At 54.7% G+C, this 24,689-nt stretch carries 20 protein-coding genes; 13 read left to right on the top strand and 7 right to left on the bottom strand.

The window, feature by feature from the left end; translation table 11 throughout:
* The first annotated feature begins 2 nt into the window (after positions 1–2).
* The 7 genes from ACFQI7_RS24100 to ACFQI7_RS24070 all read left to right on the top strand — a co-directional run bounded on the left by ACFQI7_RS24100 (position 3) and on the right by ACFQI7_RS24070 (position 8,662).
* Positions 3–1,646 (top strand): ArnT family glycosyltransferase, encoded by a 1,644-nt coding sequence (locus tag ACFQI7_RS24100; protein ID WP_218100110.1) that lies wholly within the window; start codon positions 3–5, stop codon positions 1,644–1,646.
* A complete protein-coding gene (locus ACFQI7_RS24095) occupies positions 1,597–2,601 on the top strand; it encodes a glycosyltransferase family 2 protein (RefSeq protein ID WP_218100109.1) in 1,005 nt (334 codons plus the stop codon). Before ACFQI7_RS24100 ends, ACFQI7_RS24095 begins: the two co-directional genes overlap by 50 nt.
* Positions 2,598–3,014, top strand: coding sequence for a GtrA family protein (locus tag ACFQI7_RS24090; RefSeq protein ID WP_218100108.1), 417 nt, complete (start codon positions 2,598–2,600; stop codon positions 3,012–3,014). The genes ACFQI7_RS24095 and ACFQI7_RS24090 overlap by 4 nt, the downstream gene beginning before the upstream one ends.
* Before the next feature lie 576 nt (positions 3,015–3,590).
* Complete coding sequence (gene ilvB / locus ACFQI7_RS24085; RefSeq protein ID WP_218100107.1) at positions 3,591–5,333, top strand: biosynthetic-type acetolactate synthase large subunit; 1,743 nt, start codon at positions 3,591–3,593, stop codon at positions 5,331–5,333.
* A complete protein-coding gene (gene ilvN, locus ACFQI7_RS24080) occupies positions 5,330–5,818 on the top strand; it encodes an acetolactate synthase small subunit (RefSeq protein ID WP_218100106.1) in 489 nt (162 codons plus the stop codon). The genes ilvB and ilvN overlap by 4 nt, the downstream gene beginning before the upstream one ends.
* A 136-nt stretch (positions 5,819–5,954) precedes the next feature.
* Entirely contained in the window at positions 5,955–6,947 is a 993-nt protein-coding gene (gene ilvC, locus ACFQI7_RS24075) for a ketol-acid reductoisomerase (RefSeq protein ID WP_218100105.1), read from the top strand.
* A gap of 167 nt (positions 6,948–7,114) precedes the next feature.
* Complete coding sequence (locus ACFQI7_RS24070) at positions 7,115–8,662, top strand: 2-isopropylmalate synthase (protein ID WP_218100104.1); 1,548 nt, start codon at positions 7,115–7,117, stop codon at positions 8,660–8,662.
* A 94-nt stretch (positions 8,663–8,756) separates the two neighbouring features.
* Here ACFQI7_RS24070 and ACFQI7_RS24065 read toward each other — a convergent pair whose 3' ends face one another.
* On the bottom strand, positions 8,757–9,965 hold the full coding sequence (locus ACFQI7_RS24065; RefSeq protein WP_218100103.1) for an aminotransferase-like domain-containing protein: 1,209 nt from the start codon (positions 9,963–9,965) through the stop codon (positions 8,757–8,759).
* 169 nt (positions 9,966–10,134) lie between these two features.
* On the opposite strand from ACFQI7_RS24065, the gene ACFQI7_RS24060 reads away from it, so the two are divergent.
* Positions 10,135–11,730 (top strand): DUF5050 domain-containing protein, encoded by a 1,596-nt coding sequence (locus ACFQI7_RS24060; protein WP_218100102.1) that lies wholly within the window; start codon positions 10,135–10,137, stop codon positions 11,728–11,730.
* A 78-nt stretch (positions 11,731–11,808) separates the two neighbouring features.
* On the opposite strand, the gene ACFQI7_RS24055 is transcribed toward ACFQI7_RS24060, so the two are convergent.
* On the bottom strand, positions 11,809–12,132 hold the full coding sequence (locus tag ACFQI7_RS24055) for a type 2 periplasmic-binding domain-containing protein (RefSeq protein WP_218100101.1): 324 nt from the start codon (positions 12,130–12,132) through the stop codon (positions 11,809–11,811).
* A 270-nt stretch (positions 12,133–12,402) separates the two neighbouring features.
* Here ACFQI7_RS24055 and leuB point away from each other — a divergent pair, with 270 nt between their 5' ends.
* The 4 genes from leuB (at position 12,403) to ACFQI7_RS24035 (ending at position 15,593) form a co-directional block, all read left to right on the top strand.
* On the top strand, positions 12,403–13,482 hold the full coding sequence (leuB, locus tag ACFQI7_RS24050) for a 3-isopropylmalate dehydrogenase (protein ID WP_218100100.1): 1,080 nt from the start codon (positions 12,403–12,405) through the stop codon (positions 13,480–13,482).
* Between the two features lie 198 nt (positions 13,483–13,680).
* The gene (gcvH, locus tag ACFQI7_RS24045; RefSeq protein WP_218100099.1) at positions 13,681–14,064 is read left to right on the top strand and encodes a glycine cleavage system protein GcvH; all 384 of its coding nucleotides are present in this window, start codon (positions 13,681–13,683) and stop codon (positions 14,062–14,064) included.
* A gap of 120 nt (positions 14,065–14,184) precedes the next feature.
* On the top strand, positions 14,185–14,763 hold the full coding sequence (locus ACFQI7_RS24040) for an RNA polymerase sigma factor (protein WP_218100098.1): 579 nt from the start codon (positions 14,185–14,187) through the stop codon (positions 14,761–14,763).
* Complete coding sequence (locus tag ACFQI7_RS24035; RefSeq protein WP_218100097.1) at positions 14,760–15,593, top strand: DUF4367 domain-containing protein; 834 nt, start codon at positions 14,760–14,762, stop codon at positions 15,591–15,593. The genes ACFQI7_RS24040 and ACFQI7_RS24035 overlap by 4 nt, the downstream gene beginning before the upstream one ends.
* A 109-nt stretch (positions 15,594–15,702) precedes the next feature.
* Here ACFQI7_RS24035 and ACFQI7_RS24030 read toward each other — a convergent pair whose 3' ends face one another.
* Positions 15,703–16,173 carry a hypothetical protein gene (locus tag ACFQI7_RS24030; RefSeq protein ID WP_218100096.1) on the bottom strand — a complete coding sequence of 157 codons (471 nt, stop codon included), beginning with the start codon at positions 16,171–16,173 and terminating at the stop codon, positions 15,703–15,705.
* A 234-nt stretch (positions 16,174–16,407) separates the two neighbouring features.
* On the opposite strand from ACFQI7_RS24030, the gene ACFQI7_RS24025 reads away from it, so the two are divergent.
* Positions 16,408–16,671, top strand: coding sequence for a hypothetical protein (locus ACFQI7_RS24025; RefSeq protein WP_218100095.1), 264 nt, complete (start codon positions 16,408–16,410; stop codon positions 16,669–16,671).
* 80 nt (positions 16,672–16,751) lie between these two features.
* On the opposite strand, the gene ACFQI7_RS24020 is transcribed toward ACFQI7_RS24025, so the two are convergent.
* From ACFQI7_RS24020 to ACFQI7_RS24005, 4 genes are all read right to left on the bottom strand, one after another.
* A complete protein-coding gene (locus tag ACFQI7_RS24020) occupies positions 16,752–18,719 on the bottom strand; it encodes a glycoside hydrolase family 15 protein (protein ID WP_218100094.1) in 1,968 nt (655 codons plus the stop codon).
* Positions 18,720–18,988: 269 nt separating this feature from the next.
* Positions 18,989–19,201 (bottom strand): KTSC domain-containing protein, encoded by a 213-nt coding sequence (locus ACFQI7_RS24015; RefSeq protein ID WP_218100093.1) that lies wholly within the window; start codon positions 19,199–19,201, stop codon positions 18,989–18,991.
* A 99-nt stretch (positions 19,202–19,300) separates the two neighbouring features.
* Positions 19,301–21,700, bottom strand: a complete 2,400-nt coding sequence (locus ACFQI7_RS24010; protein WP_218100092.1) for a sugar phosphate nucleotidyltransferase — start codon at positions 21,698–21,700, stop codon at positions 19,301–19,303.
* A gap of 58 nt (positions 21,701–21,758) precedes the next feature.
* Positions 21,759–24,683 carry a 1,4-alpha-glucan branching protein domain-containing protein gene (locus ACFQI7_RS24005; RefSeq protein WP_218100091.1) on the bottom strand — a complete coding sequence of 975 codons (2,925 nt, stop codon included), beginning with the start codon at positions 24,681–24,683 and terminating at the stop codon, positions 21,759–21,761.
* Positions 24,684–24,689 lie beyond the last annotated feature (6 nt).

Genomic DNA, 24,689 nt, shown 5'->3' with positions numbered 1-24,689 from the left:
AGATGGCTAAGCTTCACCGGAGCGTGTATTGGGGGCTGTTCTTGCTGCTGTTCGGCATGGAATTTGCGGCCGGTTATTATGTCAGTCATGTGATCGGCTATGTCCACTCCGACACGATGAGCCGAGTGGCCAATGCGTTTTATGTGCTGTACAGCCGGGACCCGCATCTGGCGGCGATCGGCTTCGTCTGGAACCCGCTGCCGAGCTTGATCGAGCTTGTGTTTTTGCTGCCGTACCGCTGGTTCCCCGCGCTGGCCTCCTCCGCGCTGGCCGGCGTGCTCATGAGCAGTCTGTTTGCGGGCATGACGGCGGTCATGCTCGCGAGGGCAGCGGCCCAGTTCGGGCTGTCGCGGTGGTTCGCCGTTTTGTTCAGCCTGGCGTTCAGCTGTAACCCGTTTATGTTTTTGTTCGGAGCCAATGGGCTTAGCGATGCGCCGTTTATTTTCTTTACGATGTATGCGGTCGTGCATTTATCGTTGTGGGTTCGCAGCCGGAAAGTCGGCAGCTTGATCAAGCTCAGTTTTGCGCTGGCGCTTGCATTCTGGACGCGCTACGAAGCGGTGCCATTCGGGGCGGCCGTCGCGCTCGGCATCATCCTGATCGTCATGCTGATTCCTACGAGCGATCCGAATATTGAGCCGCTTCCGAGGCGCAATGTCGTCTTCCGCTGGTTTCAGATCGAAGGCACATGGGCGTTGGCGTTGTCGCCGCTCATCTACTCGGGGCTGCTGTGGGTCGGCTTCAACTACTTGATTATGGGCGATCCGCTTTATTTTTTGCGCGGGGATTATTCGAACGTAGCGCAGGCGGAAGGGCTTGCGAACGAACAACAGTTTGTCGATATGATAGGAAATCCGCTGCTCGGACTGCTTTTCGTCGCCAAAAAGACGGCTTACTATTCCGTCCCTCTCGCTTCGGTGTTGCTTCTCCGGTTGTGGAACCGCCGGTTTTTCGTGTGGGACCTGGCGGTGCTGCTTCTCATGTTCGTGTCGATAATAGCCCTGCAGTTTCTCATGTTGATGAAAGGGTCGTCTTACGGGTGGTTCCGCTATTTCATGTACGTGCTGCCGATTACGGTGGCATGGCTGCCTTATGAACTGTCGCGAGTCAAGCGGTCGGTCATCAACTACGGCATCGTGCTTGTCGGCATGGCGCTCACTGCCGTCATTTTGACCAAAGCGCTGCTCGATCCGGCGATTGCCCCGGACGAGAACAAGTTTTTGCATGCAAGGCAGTATGCGGCGTCCCAGCAGATTGAGAAGGAAGTGGCCCGTTATTTGGATACGGAGCTGGCGGGGCATCAAATTTTGATGGATTCCTATTCCGCCTATTCGGTCATTCTGAACAGCCGACATCCCGAGAAATTTTTGATTACGAGCGATACGGAATTCGACGATGCGCTGAAGGATCCGGTAGGAAGCGGCATCGATTATATTGTAAGCCCAAAGCCGGACAAGAGCTCGGCCAAAAGCGCCGAAGAGCGAACGTATCCGGGGTTTTATGAGCACGGGACATCTTGGACCGTTCTGGATAAGGAAATCGGCGGCAAATGGCGCTTGTACAAAGTGATACGGAATCCAGAGGAGGTGAAAGACGGTGGAACGAACGCAGCCCGAAATATCGGTCGTTATCCCGGTGTACAATGAAGAGAAGCATATCGTGAATTCGCTCAGGAAGATCGAGGAAGAAATCCGTTCGCTCGTTTCCTCGTACGAGATGATCGTCATTGACGACGGATCCAGGGACGGGACATGGGAACAGTTAACGGTTGCCGCGCGGCGGTCGAGTTCATTTTCGGCGCTGAAGCTCAGCCGCAATTTCGGCAAGGAGCTTGCGCTTTGCGCGGGACTCGAGCATGCCCGGGGACGCGCGGTTATCATCATGGATTCCGATCTGCAGCATCCGCCCGCCCTGCTGCCGGAAATGATCCGGATGTGGCGCGAGGAAGGGAAGGAAGTCGTGGAATGCGTCAAGGAGAACCGGGGCAAGGAGCCGATCGACAAAGCGATGGGGTCGGCGCTGTTTTACAGCCTATTGAACCGGCTGTCCGGCTTTGATTTGCAGGGCGCCTCCGATTTCAAGCTGCTGGACCAAAGGGTGGTGCAGGCATGGCGCGAGATGCCGGAGCGCAATACGTTTTTCCGCGGCATGACGGCGTGGCTCGGCTTCGACCGGGCGCAAATTTCATTCGAAGTGCCGGAACGGACCGACGGCAAAAGCCAGTGGAGCTTTCTCGGCCTGCTGAAGCTGGCAGTGAATGCGATCGTCGCGTTTTCGTCCATTCCGCTTCGTTTCGTCAGCCTGTTCGGCCTGATCTTCTTCATCGGGGCGGTGCTGCTAGGCGTACAGACGCTGTACTTGAAGCTGACGGGCAGCGCGGTGACCGGGTTCACCACCGTCATTTTGCTGCTGCTGATCGTCGGAAGCGTCATTATGATATCGCTAGGCATTATCGGGGAATACATTGCTTCCATCTACAACGAAGTCAAAGGGAGGCCGCGGTATTTGGTCAGCCGCCGCCTGGAAAGTCAGGCGGCCTCGACGGCCGAGCGGCAAAGTCCACCATCCGCGCTGCCGTTTCATCCGGGAGAAGTCTCATGATCCGGCTGATGGTCAAATACGGCGTTGTCGGCGTGCTCGGGACGGTGCTTCATTTTGCCTCCCTGTATGCGTTGGTCGAGTGGCTGGGGCTGCGCGCGGTGCTCGCTTCGGCGTTCGGCTTTCTGCTGGTGCTGCTCGTTTCGTACGTGCTGAACCGGCGCTGGACGTTCCAATCGACGCCGTCAGGGTGGGGACCGCTTTTGAAATACTGCATCGTTTCCGTTACGGGGCTTGGTTTGAACGTTGCGCTGATGTATGTCTCGGTCGACCTTTTGCACTGGCATTACTTGATCGGACAGTGCACGGTGGTCGTTGCGGTTCCGCTCTCGAATTTTATTTTGAATTACTACTGGACCTTTCGCCCGTCTGCCACGCCCGAGTGTGCCGAAGAGGCCGTTCCACATCACGGTTAAGCTGGCTGACGGACAATGGTGTTGCTCAACCGGAGAACCGGCGCCGCTGTAAACAAGCAGGATCTGGGGGGGGCGGCGGCCGGATTAGCGCTTGACTAACGCACCGATAAGGCATATAATACTTAAAAAGTACAACAGATGTTAACGGCTATGAAGAGGACGAAGTTATAAGGGCTCTTATGAACCAGAGAGCAGCGGAGATGCTGAAACCAATGCCTTAATCCCTTATGAACGAGCTCACCTCGGAGCTGTTTTCCTGAAAAGTATGGCTGCGTAGGATTGTATTGCTTAAAAGCGCCATAGCTAGTAGGGAGAATCGGAATGGCACACGTTAACGTGCCGAAGGTAATCGTCACGTTATCGTTGACTGCGAACATCGTCGCTAGCCGGTGCGGCAGTTTCAATGGTGCTAGCGGCGTACATTACCTGCTAAGGTTATTTGCCGCGAGGCATTTAACAAATCTGGGTGGTACCACGGAAGCTTAACCCCTTTCGTCCCGTCAGACGCATTCCATGCGTCGGGGATGAAAGGGGTTTTTTGGTATATTCCCGAGTTTTGAGAGGAGGCCCATCGAAATGATCGTTCAAACTCAACAAAAATCAAAAGAACAGCTTCGCCAGGAGCTGCTGCAGCCGGACGTCATTACAGGTTCGGAAGCGCTGCTGAGAAGCTTGCTGCTGGAGGATGTGGATTGCGTCTTCGGTTACCCGGGCGGAGCGGTTTTATATATTTACGATGCGATGCACGGCAATCCCGATTTTAACCATTTGCTGACAAGGCATGAGCAAGGTGCCATCCACGCGGCGGACGGATATGCGCGCTCGACCGGCAAAGTTGGCGTCTGTATCGCGACTTCCGGCCCGGGGGCAACGAATCTGGTCACCGGCATTGCGACGGCCTACATGGATTCGGTGCCGCTCGTCGTTATCACCGGCAACGTAGCCAGCACGCTGATCGGTACGGATGCGTTCCAGGAAGCGGACATTACGGGCATTACGATGCCGATCACCAAGCATAGCTATTTGGTGCGCGATGTGAAGGACCTTCCGCGGATCGTGAAAGAGGCGTTCCATATCGCATCGACCGGACGCAAAGGACCGGTGCTGATCGACATTCCGAAGGACGTGTCCAACGCGAAAGAGCCGTTCGTTTATCCGGACAAAGTGGATATTCGCGGCTACAACCCGACGGTGCAGCCGAACAAGCTGCAGGTCGACCGGCTGCTCGAGGCGATCGCCGAGGCGGAGAAACCGGTTATTCTCGCAGGCGGCGGCGTGGTCTACGCCGATGCGTCGAAGGAACTGCTCGAGTTCGTCGAGAAAACGCGCATTCCGGTAACGACGACGCTGCTCGGGCTGGGAGGATTCCCGAGCGCGCATGAGCTGTGGATGGGCATGCCGGGCATGCACGGAACGTACACGGCCAACCATGCGCTGCAAAATTGCGATTTGCTGATCAGCATCGGCGCCCGGTTTGACGACCGCGTCACAGGCCGCGTCAGCAGCTTTGCCCGAAGCGCGAAGAAGATCGTGCACATCGACGTCGATCCCGCCGAAATCGGCAAAATCATTCCGACCGCTATCCCGGTTGTCGGCGACGTGAAGGCGGTGCTTCAGATTGCGAACTTGAAGGCGAAGCCGGCGAAGTCGGAAGCGTGGATTCAATGGGTGCAGGAAAGCTGCCGCAACAACCCGCTGGGCTACAAGGATTCGGAGACGGAGCTGAAGCCCCAGTACGTGATCGAGATGATCCACGAGACGACCAAAGGCGATGCGATCGTTACGACGGACGTAGGGCAGCATCAAATGTGGGCGGCGCAGTATTACAAATTCAACAAGCCGCGTTCCTGGATTACCTCCGGCGGACTCGGAACGATGGGCTTCGGATTCCCGTCGGCGATCGGAGCGCAAGTGGCCAATCCGGACCGGCTGGTCGTTTCCATTAACGGCGACGGCGGCATGCAGATGTGTTCGCAGGAACTGGCGATTTGCGCAATCAACAACATTCCGGTCAAAATTGTCGTCATCAACAACCAGGTGCTTGGCATGGTACGCCAATGGCAGGAACTCATTTACGACAACCGGTACAGCCACATCGATCTGGCGGGCAGCCCCGACTTTGTCAAGCTGGCTGACGCTTACGGCGTGAAAGGATTGCGAGCGACCAATAAGGAAGAAGCGCGCCGCGCATGGCAGGAAGCGCTGGATACGCCGGGCCCTGTACTCGTCGAGTTCGTTGTCCGTAAGCACGAGAACGTGTTCCCGATGGTTCAGCAAGGCGCGGCCTTAGATGAAATGTTAATGGGGGATTCGGAATGAACCGCAAACACACCATTTCCGTACTAGTCAATAACCAGCCCGGTGTGCTGCAGCGCGTGTCCGGCCTGTTCGGACGCCGGGGCTTCAACATCGAAAGCATCACCGTCGGCGAATCGGAGGAGAAAGGGTTGTCCCGGATGGTCATCGTGACGACCGGCGACGACAATACGCTTGAACAAATTTCCAAGCAGCTCTATAAGCTGATCGACGTGATCAAAGTCGTCGATTTGAGCTCGAATCCGATGGTCGCGCGCGAGCTCGCGCTGATCAAGGTGAGCGCCGAACCGAGCGCCCGCCCGGAAATTCTCGGCGTCGTCGAGACGTTCCGCGCCGCTGTCGTCGATATCGGGCCGAGCTCGCTGATCGTGCAGGTCGTCGGCGATTCGGACAAAATCGACGCCATGACGGAGCTGCTCAAGCCATACGGCATCAAAGAACTGTCCCGCACGGGCGTAACGGCCATGATTCGCGGCGCAGTGAAATAAACGTTTATAGATGAATTGAATCGTAGTAAAATGAAGCTGTGAGCGGGAGTTCAAGCGGATTCGAACAGGACGGCCATGCAGTCCGTTTGAACACCCGCTCACAGGGTTTTTAAATCAAAGGAGGAGCTATTATACCATGGCAGTAACAATGTACTATGAAAAAGACGCTGATTTGAACGTATTGAAAGGCAAAACGATCGCAATTATCGGGTATGGCAGCCAAGGCCACGCACAAGCGCAAAACCTTCGCGACAGCGGCCTGAAAGTGGTTATCGGTCTTCGTCAAGGCCGTTCCTTCGAACAAGCGAAAAACGACGGTTTCGAAGTGTTCTCCGTTTCGGAAGCTACGAAGCTTGCCGACGTTGTTCAAATCCTGATGCCTGACGAAACGCAAGCCCGCGTATATAAAGAGGAAATCGAACCGAACCTGAAGCAAGGCGCAACGATTATGTTCTCCCACGGCTTCAACGTTCACTTCGGCCAAATTGCGCCGTCTGCGGACAAAGACGTACTGCTCGTCGCTCCGAAATCGCCGGGCCACATGGTTCGCCGTGTATACGTTGAAGGCTTCGGCGTACCTGGACTGATCGCCGTAGAACAAGACGCTACCGGCAAAGCCAAAGAAATCGGCCTTGCTTACGCCAAAGGGATCGGCTGCACGCGCGCAGGCGTCATCGAAACTTCGTTCCGCGAAGAAACGGAAACCGACTTGTTCGGTGAGCAAGCCGTACTTTGCGGCGGTGCTTCCGCTCTCGTGAAAGCCGGCTTCGAAACGCTCGTGGAAGCGGGCTACGCTCCGGAAATGGCATACTTCGAGTGCTTGCATGAGCTGAAGCTGATCGTTGACCTGATGTATGAAGGCGGTTTGGCCAGCATGAGACATTCCATCTCCAATACGGCGGAGTATGGCGACTATGTAACAGGCCCACGCATCATTACGGACGAAACGAAGAAAGAAATGAAAAGAGTGCTTTCCGATATCCAACAAGGCAAATTCGCTCGCGACTTTATTTTGGAAAACCAATCGGGCCGCGCATTCCTGACGGCTACCCGCCGCCTCGAAGCCGAGCATCCGCTGGAGCAAGTCGGTTCCCAACTGCGCGAACTGATGCACTGGATCAAGAAGTAATATAGCAGGACAGTTCATTGTATTATTGATGCGCATAAGGTCGGTTTGAAGACGCGCGAAGGCGGACGGGTTTCCCGTTCGTCTCACGCCTCGCTTCGGGTCGTACCTTTTTGTGCTTTATGCAGAGGATAACCGTTTTGCCAAACTTCAGGGGGTGAACACAGGCCATGAGAAAAATTTATATTTTCGATACGACGCTTCGCGACGGCGAGCAATCGCCCGGTGTCAATCTGAACATGCAGGAAAAGGTCGAGATCGCGCTGCAGTTGGAGAAGCTGGGCGTGGACCGGATCGAGGCCGGATTTCCGGCGGCGTCCCCGGGTGACCTGGCAGGTGTTAGCGCGGTGGCCCGCGCAGTGAAGAACGCTTCGATCATCGGCCTCTCACGCTCCCGTACGCAGGATATCGATGCGGCGCGCGAAGCGCTGATCGGTGCGCAGGACCCTTGCCTGCACTTGTTCCTGGCGACTTCGCCGATTCACCGCAAGCACAAATTGCGGATGGAAAAGCATCAGGTGCTGGAAACGGCGGAAGCGGCCATTCGGTACGCGAAAAAATATTTTGACAAAATCGAATTTTCTCCGGAGGATGCCGGACGGACGGAGCTCGACTTCCTGTGCGAAGTGACGGAGATGGCGATTCGCGCCGGTGCGACGGTCGTCAACATCCCGGATACGGTCGGATATATGACGCCGTATGAATATGGCAACATCTTCAAGACGCTCAAGGAAAACGTGCCGGGCATCGAGAACATTCAGCTGAGCGCGCACTGCCATGACGATCTCGGGATGGCTACGGCCAATGCGCTAGCGGCGATTTTGAACGGAGCCGATCAAATCGAGGGCACAATCAACGGAATCGGGGAGCGGGCCGGCAATACGGCACTTGAAGAAGTGGCGTTGGCACTCGAAACGAGACAACAGTTTTTCCAAGCGAAGACGTCGCTTGTGCTGAGCGAAATTGCCCGTACGAGCCGTCTTGTCAGCAAGCTGACAGGTATGGTCATCCCGGGCAACAAAGCGATTGTCGGCGCCAATGCCTTTGCGCACGAGTCGGGCATTCATCAGGACGGCATGCTGAAGGAAAAGACGACGTATGAGATCATCTCGCCGGAAACGATCGGGTTGAAGGAGAGCAAGCTCGTGCTCGGGAAGCATTCCGGCCGTCACGCGTTCCGAGAGAAGCTCGTCGACCTCGGCTACGATCTTGGCGATGAACAGCTAAACAGCGCATTTGCGAAGTTCAAAGATTTAGCCGACAAGAAAAAGAACGTCACCGACGAAGATATTTTGGCGCTGATCGAGGAGAAGCTGATCGAAACGCCGGAAGTGTTCGCGTTGGAGACGATTCAGGTTTCATACGGCAACCAATCGACGCCTACCGCATCGGTTCGCATCAAGACGCTCGACGGCGCGACTCTCGATGAAGCGGCCGTAGGCAATGGCTCGGTCGACGCCATCTACAAGGCGATCGACAAAGCTACGCAGGAAGACGTCGAGCTGGACGACTACTCGATCCAGTCCGTCACCCAAGGCAAGGATGCGCTCGGCGAAGTGCATGTCGTGCTTAAGCAGGGCGATTATTCCGTGCAAGGACGAGGCGTCAGCACGGACATTCTCGAAGCGAGCGCCCGCGCTTACGTCGACGCGATCAACCGACTGATCGAGAAACGCAAATCGCCGGCACGCGGACGAGACAACGTGACGTTGATTTAAAATAGCAAACGAAACCATACGCAAAAGCTCCCTGAGGCACGCGATCGTGTCTTCAGGGAGCTTTTTTCATGGTGCAAGTATCGTTAGCTGTTCCTTATTTGGCAATGACCTGTTCCATTCTTTCCAGCGCACGGCCCAGACGATCGAACGCACGAACCATATCGTCCGTATCGGTATGCGTAAAATTGAGGCGCATCGTATTTTTTTGCGGCTCGTCCGCGTAGAAGCTGGCGCCGGGAACGAAAGCCACTTCTTCTTCGACGGCGAGCTTGAGCAGCTCCTGCGTATCGATATGCTGCGGCATCTCGACCCAGACGAACATGCCGCCTTTGGGCTCGATCCACTTGACGCCTTCCCAGTTTTTCGCTTGCAGCAGCGAAATCATCTGCCGCATCCGCGCCTCGTATTCGCGGCGAATCAGATTGATATGCGCGTAAATATCGAAATGCTCCATCAGCTGATACAGCGCCTGCTGGTCCATGGAACTGGAATGTAGATCGGCGGCTTGCTTCGCGCGCGTCATATGCATAATGACTTCCTTATCGCCGACAATCCATCCGGTGCGAAGCGCCGGCGCAACGATTTTGGAGAATGTGCTCGTATACAGCACCGCGCTGCCGTTTGCGCCTTCGTCAAGCGAGAAGAGCGAAGGGAACATCTCGCCGTTGTCGCCGCCGAAGCGCAGTTCTCCGTACGGGTCGTCTTCGAGAATAAGCACGTTGTTGCGCTTGCAAATGGACAGCGTACTTTTGCGGCGTTCCAGACTCCATGCTTTGCCGGAAGGGTTGGAGAACGTAGGAATGACATAAATGAGCTTGGGTGCGTACTGCTTGATTTTGCGTTCCAAATCTTCCAGATCCATGCCGTCGGCGTCGCAATCGACCGATACGATGCGCGCCTTGCGGGATTGAAACACTTGAATGGCGGCCAAATAAGTCGGCCGTTCCACGAGAATGACGTCGCCCGGATCGATATAGACGCGGGTGAGCAAGTCGATCGCCTGCTGCGAACCGGTCGTCAGCAGCATATTGTCCACGCCGGCATGAATGCCTTTGCGCGCCAAATGACGCGAGATGCTCTCGCGCAGCGGCGTGTAGCCTTCGGTCAAACCGTATTGCAGCACTTGCGGCCCTTGCTCGAACACGCGCTCGAACGCTTCTTTCACCGCTTCCGTAGGAAAATATTGCTCGTTGGGCAAGCCGCCGGCGAGCGAAATGATCGAGCGTCCTTGCGTTAGCTTCAGTATTTCGCGAACCGCTGATGATTTGAAGCTCTCGATGGTATCGGAAAAACGGTAATTCATAACGACAGGACTCCTTTAGTCAAGTTCGACAACATATTTCGTGTTAAAACTATTTTAATCTTTTATATGCGACAACACAATAACGGGTTTAAGGAATAACCCTCGCAACAATTTTGACGGCTTCGCAGTCTAATACGCATAGGAAGCGGGGAGAGGAGCAATGGGAATCATGAGGAGGGAGTTTGGTTTGCGCGCCGCGGTATTGGCGTTAGGGGTAAGCTTAATCGTTCCAACGAGCGCCAGCTTTGCTGCGGAACGCCAAGTGAGAGTGACGTTGCCTGATTTTGCGGTCAGGCTCAATGGGAATCACATCGAAAATGAATACCGGGAATATCCGCTGCTCGTGTACAAAGATATTACGTATTTTCCGATGACATGGTACGATACCAGACTTCTTGGGCTGGAGTCGAGCTGGACAGCGGAGGACGGACTTGCGATTGCGAAAGGCAGTGTAGCGTCTTCCTATGAGCCTTACAGCAAAGCCGGCAAAAATGCGAAAAGTTACAGTGCGGGGATTCCGGAATTTGCGATCACGATGAATGGCGAAGCAGTCGATAATTCGCAGGAGCAGTATCCGCTGCTAAGCTTTAACGATGTCACGTATTTCCCGCTTACGTGGAAATTTGCCCATGACGAATTCGGCTGGGATTATGAGTGGAACGATGCGGACGGACTTACGATTCGTTCCGACAACCCGCAGGTCCGGACGGTGAAGCTCCCGAAAGAGGCAGGGGATAACGACGTTGCCGTGTTTAAGGGATACTATTACTATGCGGAGACGGAAGGATTAACGAACCGGGTGTACCGATCACCGATGGACGACACGACAAGTAAAGAACTCGTATACGCTTATGAGTTGGATACGGAAAAAGGCCCGATGAAACGGTTAAACTTTCAGATCCGGGATGACGAGCTTTGGTTTATGTATCATGTCGGCGGGGCGTTGATGGGCTCCGACGTCTATTGCAAGGTCGATGATACGGGAAAAGCGGCAATCCAGCACCGGGGATATCTGGATTTCCGGAATACGGCGCGCGGAACGTTAATCATTAGCCAAGCGGTGCCTCCTTCCGGGAACAATCTTTCATTGGTACAGCCGGGTCAAGCGGATCGCGAAAGGACGCCTGTAGGCGATCCGAAGCTGATGTACGGATGGCATCTTACCGTTAACGAATCCAGCAGAGGGTTCGGCGCGGATAAGTCTACGACCGTCGTCGGAGACGAAGTGTATGTGCTTGGTTCATCGAATCCGGATGAACGGAGCGATTTCAATAAAATTTACAAAGTGAATTTGACGACAAACGAAACCGTGAAGATCGTAGATGCGGAAGTGAGCCGTTTTAAAATAATAAATAACAAGCTTTACTATGTGAAGGAGGCGGACGGCGCTTTATATGTATCGGACTTGAATGGGGCAAACGAGCAAAAAGTATCCGAGCATCCGGCGTTCGACTGGTTTGAAGCCGGAGATCAAGTGTATTACACGGTCGCGGACAAGAACAATTACGGGCAATATGATTTGTACCAGGTGAAGCCTTCCGGAGAAGATGTGCTTGTATTGAAGGAGCCGCTGGAAAGCATGCAGTTCGTGAATGGCCGCATCCTCTGTAATCTGGCGGAGGGCGAAGATTACGGTCTCAAAATTGTTGACCCGTCGGGCCGTCTTGAGCTGGCCGTGGCGGATCCGGTTAAGACCGTAAGTGCCTATGATGATGCGATTGTCATCGTTTCCGCAAAAGATCAGTCGATCAAGCTGTTGAAGTAGGAAATTGCCGAGCGTCAACAATCGTATTTTGAGCTGTTGACGCTCGCACTTTTTTTGTTGGAAGCTAGACGAAAAAATTTATTTCTTGCTCGCTATCTCCGATTCTATTTTTTTTATGGTTAGCTCTTCCGCGTCACGCAGCGCCGTATTGACATCTTTTTTTCCTTGCAGGACGGAGGTCAACACATTGCTTACTTCAGTAATCGCTAATTTGTCGTACGGTGTTCCTTTTCTTGGTGCGGCGAACTCGAGCTTGAAAAACGCGACGACATTTTTTCCTGCCGCAAATCCGACGCCCTTCATGAACTGATCCTGCACGGACTTATTTTTCAATGCCGGAGCGATTCCCGCATCCCGGCCTCTAGCCGTCTGCACTTCATCCGATAGCATCGTTTCCAGCACGAGGAACGCATCGTCTTTATACTTACTATGCGCTGTGACTAGCATGTGCTGAGGGAAGGGGGCTAATCCCGTTTTCGGTTTTTGGCTGAACGCGGGTAAAGTAACCAAATCCCAATTGAACGATTTCGGTGAATCTTTAAGAAGCATCATGAGCATGGTGATTAACAGAAGCTTATAGGTTTTAACTATCGCGATGATAGATTTTATATCTTTGTCATTACAAACCAAATATGCTACAAATGAGATAATGAAATCAGAGGAGTGAACTGCATGGCTGACGTGAAAAAAATCGCCGTTATCGCCGGGGACGGCATTGGTCCCGAGGTTGTGGCGGAAGCGATTAATGTAATGAAGAAGACCGAGGAAGTATTCGGTTACGGATTCGAATTTGAACACGGTTTGTTCGGCGGCATTGCAATCGACGAGAAAGGTACGCCGCTTCCGGAAGATACACTGGCGATGTGCAAACGTTCCGACGCAGTTCTGCTTGGAGCGGTAGGCGGTCCGAAGTGGGACAACAATCCGAAGGAGCTGCGTCCGGAAACGGGCTTGCTCGGCATCCGCAAGGCGCTCGGGTTGTTCTCGAACATTCGTCCGGCTAACGTATTCGATTGCCTGAAGGAAGCTTCGACGCTGAAGCCGGAAGTGCTGGAAGGCACCGACCTGATCGTGGTGCGCGAGCTGACGGGAGGCATCTACTTCGGCGAGAAGTTCCGCCGCGAAGGCGAGAACGGTCAAGAAGCGGTAGATACTTGTGTATATAACGTAAAAGAAATCGAGCGCATCGTTCGTCAAGCGTTCGAAATCGCCAGAACCCGCAGCAAGCGCTTGGCGTCCGTAGATAAAGCGAACGTGCTGGAAACGTCCCGCTTGTGGAGAGAGACTGTAATCCGGATCGCAGCGGATTACCCGGACGTAGAACTCGAGCACGTGCTCGTGGATAACTGCGCAATGCAGCTTCTGCGCCGTCCGTCCAGCTTCGACGTCATCGTGACCGAGAACATGTTCGGCGACATTTTGAGCGATGAAGCGGCCATGCTCACCGGTTCCATCGGTATGCTTTCGTCCGCATCCTTGGGCGAAGGCGCATTCGGTTTGTACGAGCCGGTACACGGTTCGGCGCCGGATATCGCCGGGCAAGGCATTGCCAACCCGATTGCGACGATCTTGTCCGTAGCGCTCATGTTCCGTTTGACTTTCGGTTACCACGATGCGGCGGAAGCCATTGAACGCGCTGTGAAGGAAGTACTGGATGCCGGACACCGGACAGGCGATATCGCCGTCGATAAGAGCAAAGCGATCGGTACGACGGTGATGGGTGAGCTTATCGTTAACGCAATCCGTAAATAAGATAGACAACAAAAGCATGGAAAAACTCTTAGGATGACTTGCTCATCGTAAGAGTTTTTTTTGTAGAAATCCCGAAAAAGATGAATTTGTGACAAATGATAATAATTATAATATAGGAATTGTTATAATATTGACTTTGAATTTGTCCAATGTTACGATCTATTTCATGATCAAAATGGTTAGGAGCCGATCGTTCATATGGAAGTGATTCAAGGTCTGCAGTACAGTGAAAATCATCATTGGGTTCGCGTGGAAGGCACCCGTGCCGTCATCGGCATGACCGATTTTGCCCAAGAAGAGTTCGGCATGGTGATGTTTGTAGAACTGCCTGAAGTCGGCGATACGGTGCAGGCGGGCGAACCGTTCGGCAGCATGGAATCGGTCAAGACGGTTACGGAGCTGTATGCGCCGGTATCCGGCACGATCGTAGATACGAACCAGAAGCTGCACAAAGAACCGAACGTGATCAATATGTCGCCCTATGGACAAGGGTGGCTGCTTGTGATCGAAATGAGCGATTCGTCCGAGCTTGCACAGCTATGGGACGCGGAGCGATACAAAGCAACGTACATACACGAATAGCCTCTGTTTTTATACAGTGGTTCACAAGATTGGTAGACAGCTTCCGGGCAGCGGCCCTATAATAGGGTAGGAATGGAATCTAGTTCCAAAAAAGGAAAACGCTATTCGGAGGACCGTATCTTGTCTGAACCATTATTTTTTTTGTTCCGCAGTAATTTTTACGCGCTCGATGAAGAGACGCAGCGGAAATTGTTCCTATCGTTCCGGGAGCTCGTATATCGCGATGTGTTGTTTCTGCTTAACGATCCCGGCCTTGCGGAGGACACGATCCAGAACGCATTTATGAAAATCATCGAACATGGACCGAAAACCCGCATGGATTCGAATATGCCTGCCTGGCTGAGAAGAGTTGCACGCAATGCTGCGCTCGACTTGATTCGTAAAAATAAAAAGTACCGTCAGATGTTTGACCTGGAGCGCGTTAATACAAATGAAGAGCTTTCGTGCGCGGCTGCTATCGAAACGGCGATCGACGCCCGGGTGGAACGAGCCATTCGCGACGAAGCGCTGCATCAAGCGATTGGAGAGCTGAGCCCCGACCATCGTACGGTCATATTGCTGCATTATATTATGGAGAAGCCTTATCAGGAGATCGTACGGGAGCTTGGCATTACCGAACAGGTGTTGACGCAGCGGCTGGCCAGAGCGAGGAAGCGGTTGGCGCAACTTTTCAGACTTAAATGGAGTGACGGCCCATGAGTGACGGACAAGGAAAGCACAGGATCGAGTCGGAGCATGATGTTCCCATCAGGGAAACAGTGAAAACCATATATGAAAATCTGCATGTGCCTGACGGGGAACAAGCCTGGGGGAAGCTGCAGGTGCGGCTGCAAACGGCGCAGCGGCGGCGTAAAAGGTGGAAGTCGGTAAGGATCGGTTCGGCGATCGCCGCATGTTCCATTCTCATCGGGTTATCGTTCGGCAGTTTAAGCCCGACATCCGCGTTCAAGAACTGGTTCGAGATGGTTCGGCAAACGGACGATGGCATGGTCAACGTCTTCTTCGGTTCGACGAAGAAAGCCGATACGACCGGGGCCAAGACGACGCCTCCGCCGGAGTATGCCAAGGCGGGCAACGGCTCTGTGCCGATGCCGATCGGAGGGCCGTCCGCAAACGGTGGCGTCGTTCATCCGGAGAAAGTAACAGTGGAGGAAGCGAAGAAGAAGCTGGACTACGCACTGCAGGTGCCCGCTGTGCTACCCGAAGGCTACGCGCTGGACCGCGTGGAGATTTATAAAGATACCGACGGCGTATATCGCTTATCCGATTTGACTTATCTTCACGCATCGGGACAAATGCTCGATATTTCGCAAAAGAAGCTGAGTTCGGAGGGCACCGGTGCGAATACGACCATTAATCAAGCGGCAGGTACGATTAAAGAGGTGGACGTGAACGGTTATAACGCCATTTTGGTACTGTACACGGTTGGAGGCTCGAGATTGGAATGGCTCGTTCAGGATGTGAAGATAGAAATCTACGGTAAGCTCGGCGAGGAAGAAATTATGAAGCTGGCCAAATCAATGAAATAATACGAGAGCCTGACGGCTCCATCGCAAATAAACAACAATGAACCCCCAAAACCACGAAGATGTTCCGCCGTGGAGTTGGAGGTTCTTTTTTGAGTCTGCGCTTTTTTCGCTAGTTCACCAGAACGCTGGACGATGTCCGGTACCCGGACTCGGTCACGCTACCTTCGACAGCCCAATGCTTCGTCACCAGACGGTAGTAGTAACCGCTTGCCACTTGGCGAGTGTCCGAAGCGTATACCCGTTTGCTTTCCGAATTCGTATAGTCGCTTCCGACGTTCACATCGACCCAATCCGAACCGGTATAGCGCTGGAGTGTCATCTGTACGCCTAACGTATCGACATACTGGGTAGCGTGGGATTCGCCGGATATGGACACCTTGCCGCTGCCCTGCGCCGTTATGTAGCCATATCCGTTTTCCAAATAATTGAAGTAGGGGTCGAAAGTGGAGTCGACATGTGCTTCTTCCGGCGGTGCCGAGGTTTTGGCTTCCGTTTCCTTGCTTTCGGAGGCGAGCGCATGCATCGGTGCGGAGAGGAGCAGCATGAGCGAAAACAAGATGAGCCAGTTCCATTTGTTCATACGAATACACACTTCCTTTTTGGAATAATGGGCTTTCAATGATATAAACGAGCGTTCCGAAGGGAATCTGACGGAGAAATGGAAAAAAATACATTAATTTATGGCGACTATGATCTTGAAATTCACCCGTCAGAAAATGGATGGCAGCGTCGTTAATGGAGTAGAAGAGATTAAGCGCGGAAGCGTGAAGGCCGAAGGAACCTTAATCTGCGTTGCAAGGGGCGGTGGGGAGACATGGAACTGAAGGACAAAGGGACAGTGCTCAAATCCTACGAGGCGCTTTGTTATCGGATCGCTTATTTTTTGCTCCAAAAGGAGGCGGCAGCCGTAGAAGCGGCTTTGTTGGCGCTCAAAGAGCTGTTGCGCGACGATGCTTTTTTTGGATGCAGCGAAGTCGCCCAAAGGGAGCGGGTTAAGGCGGAGACGATCCGGCAATGTCTCGGTTTGAAGCGGGAGATCGCCGAAGCTGAAAGAGGCAGTGCTCTAATCAAGATGTAGCAGGAAGACCGGCAATATAAAAAGCACCCCCGTGCGTCCGCTGCAGCACAAAGGCTGAGGCGGTTACGAGGGTGCTTATTTCAGGTGTCTGCACAGAGCTTCTTGTACTTCTCCGTGTACTTCACAACAGAAAGCACATAAGTGGCATGGGACCAAGTCAGCGGAGCTACCGAGACGGGCCCGCCATCGAACGGATCGAGTTGTTCGGGGAGAATACCGCTTTCCATCGCATGGGATACGACCCATTCCAGCGTCCGGCGAGGCGACTCCAGATCGGCAAGCGTCTTTGCCGCTTCGATCTCCCATTCGGCAATCCAGAGCGTACAGATGATCCAGGGGTTGCCGGGGATATTGCCGATATCGGACGAGCGCTGAAAATAGTAATCGTGATAGTACCGTGCGACTCCGCCGATCTCGGTCTTGATGGCCAAACCGGCGCGGTTCGCTTTCATCGTGCTGACGACGCGAGGGTCATCGGCCGGCAAAACCCCGAATTCGAAGATGCCGTATACGCTGCTCTCGAGCGTCTTGTCTTTCACCCATACGCCGTTGTCCAAATAGAGCCCGCGGACGAACCGGCCTTCCGTTTCATCCCACAGATGCTTCAGGATACCGCTCTTGATTTTTTCCGCCGTATGGCGGTAGCGGCTCGATCGTTCTTCATCGCCGAACAAGGCGCAAAAATTGGCGGCTGCGATCAGCCCGCCGTAGACGGCCGACGCGGTAAAGGTGAAGATGCCGTACCGTTCCTCCCACAAATCGTAACTCGGCTTCGGCAAGCTGAGATCATGCTCGATGTAGCTTGACATAAAACGCGCTGAGCGTCGGATCAGATTGCTGTAAAGCGATTGCGGCAGTTCGATATCGCCGTGCCGCGCATAATCTTGCCACAAGGCGAACAGCACCAGCGCCGTTTCGTCTTCCTGGATCGGCAGCTGCATGCTGCCGCCGTTCAGGAACGGGTGCCAGCTGGAGCCGACCGTGCCGTCGGGATTGTACTTGTGATGCAGATAGCCGTCAGGCGACAGCGCACGGGCGCAAAATTCGAAGAAAGGCGTTATCATTCCCTGATAGCCGGCCATCGACATGGCATAAGCGATAAGGGCGCCGTCGCGCGGCCACATGTAGCTGTAATGGTCGCGATTCGATTGCATGATATCGGAATCGTTGGCGGCTATGATCGCTCCGTTCACATCCGTCTGCGTCCGGACGATCAGCAGGCTGTGCTTGAAGAGCCGAATACAGGCATCGTTCAAGTTGCCGTAGTCGCGGTCGGATTTGTTCACCCAGCGCTGCCAGTAAATTTTGGCCCGGTCAAGCAGCTTGCCCGGGTCGCTCTCTTTGACGTAAGCGTCGAGCTTTTTCACTTCTTCAAGATTTTTGCCGGCGGTCATCCAGTAATACAGCGTATCCTCCGAAACCGGCGGCACATGCAGCCGGAACGAGATGGTGCTATCGACGGAGCCTTGGGCAATCGGATTGCCCATCAAGTGGCCGTCCTCCGCATCCCGCCATGTCCCTTCGGCATTGTAAAATCGTTTGACGCCCGTCGTGTATTGATAGATGCCTTCACTGCCGGCGGAGCCGTTGAACATGAAGTACTTGTCTTTTTTATAGTGAAATACCGTATGGTTTTGCGGGTAATAAGCGGCCGTATCGCCGACCTCGGTTTCGTTGATAACGAGATCCTGATTGAAAAAAAAGCGCACCTCGCGAACCGTATCCCAGTGGTTGTAAATACGCACCTGTTTCAAATAAATGTTTTCACGCTGGTGCACCCCGTCGTTAATCGTAAGCGTAATGCCCAGATGGTAATGGGAAGCGTGCACTTCGGTGACGAGGGAATCTTCGGCGTAGGACAGCTGCATGTTCCATTCCGGGTCGGACAGCCAAGTGAACGAACCGTCTACCCATAAACCGACCTTGCATTGATAGCCGCCGACATGATTCAATTGTCCGACATAAGGATAATATAAGTCCCGCATGCACGTATGCTGATCCAGATTGATCAAGAACTTTCCGTTTCCGATAACTAACGGTCTGGGCAATCCACTCACATCCTTCCAACCGAATACTTTCTCTGTACGATCCAGAAGCTTAAGGGCTTTTTTTACTAGATTATCTTGATCTTTCGGACAGGTCAATCCAAAATTTCACATTTCTATTAATCTGGTATTTCCGATTTTCGTAGATTATATACCGCAAAAAAATAATCTCCGCCGGAAGCTGCATCGCTCGGCCATCGCTTTCATCGCGCGGCGCATCGTGCAGTTTGAAGTGGAGATTTGGCGGTAAAACGTGAATCTGTCGATGAACTTTAGGCTTGCGTCGGAACGTTCGCCGGACTGGCGGTCAGTTTCATGATCAGATCGTACCGGTTCGGCGATTGCAGCAGCAGCCGGTATTGCTCCGGGTTGACGCCGTTGCAGGTGTGGGTCTGGCCGGTATGGTATTGAATATGCATCTGCGAGGCTTGATCGTCATACCGGATAAAAGCGATCTGCTTCGATCCGATCGATAACAACTTCATAAGGTATCCTCTCCTTCCGCGAGTGGGGCGAAAGATCCGTCTGCAACGGTCCGCTGCGGCAGCGGATCTCTCGCTTGTCATCGACAATTCAATGTATGCTTATTGCAAAAAGTTTAGAATTTGTTCGCGATATTGATGCACGAGCGCCGCTAGACGTTCCGGGTGGTCGCCTTGAGCGATCAAATTAAAGATCGGATCGTCGGAGTCGGGGAGCAGCAGCACCGTTTCGCCGTCGTGATAAAATTTGATGCCGTCGAGCAGCTCGACCTGCCGGTCTTGCGCCTCCTGCATCAGCTTGCGCATGACGAGACCTTTGCGGTCCCAAGGGCAGTCGATCCGTTCGCGCTGCAAATAAAAGGAAGGAATCAGCTCCAACAAATGCTGAATAGACAAGCCGCTTCGATTCATATTTTGCAAAATAAGGCCGGTAGCGAGCATCCCGTCAAACAACGGATGGAAGCCCAGATCGCTTGATGCTTCCATGATGCTCCGCATGCTTTCTTTGGTGCGGATCAGCATGCAGCCGAGGCCTTCGGCAAGGCTGTCCAGCAGCATCGGCGCGCTTCCTGGTGCGCCGATGCGCGCTCCCGGGGAGCTATGAAAGAATGAAATATATTGCAGCACCGTCAGCCGGTCGTCTGCAATGCGTTCGCCTTCCGACGTATACAAGGCCATGGCCCGGCCGTCGTCGTCGAGCCAGAGACCCAAGTCGGCCCCGAGGGCGCGCGTCGTCTCGCCCAGCTGATCGCGCTGCAGCTCCGCGGGCAAGTGCACGAGCTCGCAGTGAAGCTGATTCAGCAGCGGGCGAAGCAGCCCGAATACGCCCGGATGCGTGCTGACGACGATGCGGAAGCGGCTGTCTTCCGCCGGGGCGAATGCCGTGGTTGCGAGCACGGCTTTGAGATACGCCTCGGCCAGCTTGTCTTCGGTACGGTAGCTGCCCACGGCGCCTGCGGCGGCGCGGGCGTAGTCTTCCTGCCAATAGCTGTTCTCGACTTTACGCTCCGCCGCTTTGCCGATCGGCAGCCCTTGCTCGTCGTAGCATTCGAACCGGCATTCGGACCGGGCGTCGCCAAGCTGTACGTGCAGTCCGCCGGCCGTCTGCAGCTCGCGCACGGCGAAGCGGGCGACCGGCGGCAGCACATCGCCGATGTCGACGACATGCACGCCGACCGATTGCAGCGCGGCGGCGGCGGTGCGCTTCAACATTCTGGCGAATTCGTTGTGCGACGAGCTGACGGTGATCGTTTTGCCGGCTGCGAGCGTGGCGCCGTAAGCCGTGGCGAAGCGGGCGGCGAATTCGGGGGTCATTTCCACGTTGGGCATACCGGCGACGCCAAAGCTTTTATAGAGCGTTTTGCCGGCATGATCGCCCCATATAAAGGATGAGTTCAATCGGGAGTGCTCGCGGATTTGCTTTTTCGGCCATATTTTGACGCCCGGCTGCACGACGGTTCGAGGCCCTAGCACGCAGTGGCTCCCTACGACGCTGCCGTCGGCGAGCTGCGAGCTTTCCTTGCACAAGATGCGGCTGGCCAGCGTTGAGCCGAGCAGCTCGTTTTTTTCGGCAATGTGGTTATGGTCCCATAAGATGGACCGCCCGAGTACGCTGTCTTTGGCTAGCACGTTGTTTTTGCCGACGATGCAGTATTCGCCGATCTCCACGCCGTCGTCGATCCGGCTGCCGTCGCCGATATAGGCGGGACCGATCCATTTGACGTTCGCTCCCGCTGTAACGTCCTTACCTATATAAATGCCGGGCTGCATTTGCTTGCCGCGAATGGCTACCTTTACCCGCCCGTCCAGCATATCAAACTGGGTTTGCCGGTACTGCTGCAGATTGCCGATGTCCGACCAGTAGCCGGAAGCGACGTATCCGAATAGCGGCTTTTGTTCCGCAAGCAGACCGGGGAACAGCTGTGTACTGAAATCGTACTCGATTCCCGGCTCCATCCGCCGCAAGATGTCCGGCTCCAGGATGTAAATGCCGGTGTTGACCGTATCGCTGAATACTTCCCCCCAGCTGGGCTTCTCCAGAAAGCGGATAATGCGCCCTTCCGGGTCCGTCATCACGACACCGTACTCCAGGGGGTGCTCCGCTTGCGTGAGCACCAGCGTAGAGAGCGAGCGGTTATGCCGGTGAAAGCGGACGGCGTCCGTCAGGTCGAAATCGGTCAAGGCGTCGCCGCTGATGACAATGAACGTTTCATCGAGAAACGACTCTGCATTTTTGACGCTCCCGGCCGTTCCGAGCGGAGCCGTTTCTTCGAAATAATGAAGACGCACGCCGAACTCGCTTCCGTCCCCGAAATAGTCGCGTATCACATCCGGCAAGTACTGTACGGTCACGGCGATGTCGCTAATGCCGTGAGTTTTCAGCAAATCGATAATGTATTCCATACAAGGGCGGCCTGTCAGCGGCACCATCGGCTTAGGCACGTGACAGGTCAAGGGACGAAGTCTCGTCCCTTTGCCTCCGGCCATGATTACGGCTTTCATGCGCATCACTCCTCTTGTAGTTAGAAAATGAATCGAAAGCGGCTGCCGAAGCGTGAGATCAGACGGTTCCTGCATACACAGGCATCTGTTCATGCGTCAGCTTGCGGTATTCATCCGCCACACCCCCGGCGATATGCTCCAGCAGAAACCGTTCATGAAGCTTGCGGTACGCCGAATCCGCCATCCGATGACCGAGCTCCGGCTGCATCAGCAGATCGCTGATGTGCCAGGCAAGCGATTCGACGTGACCGGGCAGCGCCTTGTAGCCGTCGACGCCATGCTCGACCATTTCCGCAAGTCCGCCCGTTTCGGAAATGACCACCGGCTTCCGATGCTTCATCGCCTCCAGGGCAACGATGCCGAACGGTTCGTAGTGGCTCGGGATGACGCAAATATCGGCTGCGCGGTACAGGGCCGCCTTCGTCTCGTCATCCACAAAGCCGGTAAAGCGGACATGCTCCCCCAGGTGGGCGGCGATCTGCTTCAGCTCCTCCTCCATCGGACCGGAGCCGCCGATGAACAGCACGGTATCCGGGGCATGGGCCAAAATGCGCGGCATCGCATGAATGAGCGTCTGCACGCCTTTCTCGTAGACGAGGCGGCCGATGAAGAACAGCATACGGCGGCCCTCGACGCCGAAACGGCGCTTGGCTTCTTGTGCGGATTCCTCCGAACGATTCGATTCGGAGAGGTCGCCTAGCAGACGGACGCCGTTAGGAAAGACGAGCACTTTCCGTTCCGGCAGATGAAACAACGTTTCAACCTCGTGCTTCATCGACCTGCTGCAAACAAACACCCGATCGGAGTCGTACGTGAGCCGCCATTCCAAATGATGAATTTTTTTCGATAGTTCCGAATGGAGACGCCCTTGATTCCGTCCCCACTCCGTCGCGTGAATCGTGCTGATGAGCGGGATGTCGTAGCTCATTTTTAATTCGCGTGCCGTATGGTATACCATCCAGTCGTGCGCATGCAGCAGGTCGATGCGTCCACCGTGCTCTTTCCAGCGCACCAGGTGCTCGGTCATCGCCAAATTCATTTCGAATGTCCAATGGTAAAAGTCCGTATCGTACGAGTGAAGCACCGGTATTCGGTGCACATAGACGCCGTTTCGGCGTTCGAAATAAGGCGCGCCCTCGTGTGAGCTTGTAACGACGTGCACCATTTCGCCACGCGCAGCCAGCGACTCCGCCAAATCGCAGACGGCGCGTGACAAGCCGCCGACATACTTGGGCGGATACTCCCAAGCCAGCATCACATGGTTTGGCCGGTACTCCGTTTCCTTTAAAACACGCTGCCATTCGCCCTCGTCTCTGATGATCGGAATCGGCGAGGTGCGCTCGATCGTTATATAGTCCCGGAAATCGATCTCGGGGAAGCAATGATCCTTCGCCTCGAGCTCGGCGACGAACACCTCGTCGATCTGCGACGCCTCGATCTGGTCGCACAGCATCCGAAAGCAGCCGAGATGGTCTTTCGTGCGCCGGCAGGCGTACTCGACGACGGTCTTCGAGTCCATGATGAACGCCCAGTCGCTGCTTTGCGCCAGCATCAGCTCGCGCGCCGCCTGATTCAGCGCACGCTTCAGCAGCGAAGCGGGGGTGCGGCCGCCGGTCAGATGCTCATGCTTCGTCGCCAGGCGGATCATCCGCAGCTCGGCTTCGTGGAGATGCCGGTAAATCCAGTCATTGTTCCGCTGGAGCCACACCTCGGCGGTCGACCCTCGTCCCCAGCTGGACTCGTTCAGCTTGCCGGTATCGGCCACAGGATATTCAATTAAATATTCGGACGGCGTAATCATTTGAATGTCACGCTGATCGAAAAATATTTTGCGGCACAGCATTTCGATCCAGAGCGGCCCTTCGTACCACCAATGGCCGTACAGCTCGGCGTCGTAGGGCGAGACGACGATCGGCTTGCGGTCCAAATGGGCGGCCCAGTGACGAAGCTGATGCTGCCGGTTGAACATGAAATGGCCGGCATGCTCCGCCGCCTTCGCTTTCGCCCATTCGGGGTTATACGGCTCGCGGTGGTTTTCTTTGCCCGTAATGCGGTAATATTTGATGCCGGTATTGACCCGCTCGTGCGTCGGAAGGACATACGGGCGAATATGCTCCCATTCCCGCGGATCGTTCCAACCCAAATCCCAGCCGATGTCGCGGTAATATTCGCGGTAGTCGTAGTCTCCCGGGTAGCCCTGCTCGGAGCTCCACACTTGCTGCGACGATTCGGGGTCGCGCGGGAACGCCGAGACGCCGTAAGGCGTCATCAGCGGCGCATACAGCCCCCGGTTCGGACGAGGCGTTGCATAGGCGACCGCGGTTGAATCGGCGATGAAGTAATCGATGCCGAGCGATTTCAGGATCCGATCGATGCCGGGCGTAAAGCCGCACTCCGGAAGCCAAATGCCGCGCGGCTTGCGGCCGAGAAGACGCTCGTGCTCCTTAACGGCGGTGGCAAGCTGTGCGTGAATCGCTTCCTCGGTCTTCATGAGCGGCAAAAATCCATGCGTCGCCGCGCAGGTCATGATCTCCAGCTTGCCTTCGTCCTGGTAATGCCTGAACAGGGAAACAACGTTTCGATCGGCAGCTTCGTACAACTGCCTCAGCTTGCGGAACCGTTCCGCGTACATGCGGGCGAGCGGAAGAAAACGCGGGTCTTGGCGAAGCCGGACCGTTTCTTTGTCCGCCAGCTCGATCAGCTTGTCCAAATGGACGGCGAACCGCTTTTGCATCAGCGGATCGGAACATAAGGAAAGCAGCGTCGGTGTCAGCGACATCGTGATCCGGAAATCCACCCCGTCTTCCATCAGACGGTCAAACACTTCAAGAAGCGGAAGATAGGTCTCGGTCATCGCTTCGTAAAACCAGCGTTCTTCCATGTAATCGTCCCTGTCGTAATGGCGAATATAGGGCAGGTGGGCATGGAGAACCAAAGCCAGATAGCCTGATGGCTCCGGCTTCGGCTGCAGGCAATATAACATAAAAGG

The sequence above is a fragment of the Paenibacillus allorhizosphaerae genome, from assembly GCF_042659105.1.
GTDB lineage: Bacteria > Bacillota > Bacilli > Paenibacillales > NBRC-103111 > Paenibacillus_G > Paenibacillus_G allorhizosphaerae.
This window is presented reverse-complemented; position numbering and strand designations above follow the sequence as displayed.

What these genes read in the sequence shown, in the direction of transcription:
- ACFQI7_RS24070 (WP_218100104.1), top strand. Translation starts at nt 7,115, where the DNA reads ATGAGAAAAATTTATATTTTCGATACGACGCTTCGCGACGGCGAGCAA.
- ACFQI7_RS24010 (WP_218100092.1), bottom strand. Translation starts at nt 21,700, where the DNA reads ATGAAAGCCGTAATCATGGCCGGAGGCAAAGGGACGAGACTTCGTCCC.
- ACFQI7_RS24030 (WP_218100096.1), bottom strand. Translation starts at nt 16,173, where the DNA reads ATGAACAAATGGAACTGGCTCATCTTGTTTTCGCTCATGCTGCTCCTC.
- ACFQI7_RS24025 (WP_218100095.1), top strand. Translation starts at nt 16,408, where the DNA reads ATGGAACTGAAGGACAAAGGGACAGTGCTCAAATCCTACGAGGCGCTT.
- ACFQI7_RS24005 (WP_218100091.1), bottom strand. Translation starts at nt 24,683, where the DNA reads ATGTTATATTGCCTGCAGCCGAAGCCGGAGCCATCAGGCTATCTGGCT.
- ACFQI7_RS24035 (WP_218100097.1), top strand. Translation starts at nt 14,760, where the DNA reads ATGAGTGACGGACAAGGAAAGCACAGGATCGAGTCGGAGCATGATGTT.
- ACFQI7_RS24065 (WP_218100103.1), bottom strand. Translation starts at nt 9,965, where the DNA reads ATGAATTACCGTTTTTCCGATACCATCGAGAGCTTCAAATCATCAGCG.
- ilvN (WP_218100106.1), top strand. Translation starts at nt 5,330, where the DNA reads ATGAACCGCAAACACACCATTTCCGTACTAGTCAATAACCAGCCCGGT.
- gcvH (WP_218100099.1), top strand. Translation starts at nt 13,681, where the DNA reads ATGGAAGTGATTCAAGGTCTGCAGTACAGTGAAAATCATCATTGGGTT.
- ilvC (WP_218100105.1), top strand. Translation starts at nt 5,955, where the DNA reads ATGGCAGTAACAATGTACTATGAAAAAGACGCTGATTTGAACGTATTG.
- ACFQI7_RS24090 (WP_218100108.1), top strand. Translation starts at nt 2,598, where the DNA reads ATGATCCGGCTGATGGTCAAATACGGCGTTGTCGGCGTGCTCGGGACG.
- ACFQI7_RS24060 (WP_218100102.1), top strand. Translation starts at nt 10,135, where the DNA reads ATGAGGAGGGAGTTTGGTTTGCGCGCCGCGGTATTGGCGTTAGGGGTA.
- ilvB (WP_218100107.1), top strand. Translation starts at nt 3,591, where the DNA reads ATGATCGTTCAAACTCAACAAAAATCAAAAGAACAGCTTCGCCAGGAG.
- leuB (WP_218100100.1), top strand. Translation starts at nt 12,403, where the DNA reads ATGGCTGACGTGAAAAAAATCGCCGTTATCGCCGGGGACGGCATTGGT.
- ACFQI7_RS24100 (WP_218100110.1), top strand. Translation starts at nt 3, where the DNA reads ATGGCTAAGCTTCACCGGAGCGTGTATTGGGGGCTGTTCTTGCTGCTG.
- ACFQI7_RS24015 (WP_218100093.1), bottom strand. Translation starts at nt 19,201, where the DNA reads ATGAAGTTGTTATCGATCGGATCGAAGCAGATCGCTTTTATCCGGTAT.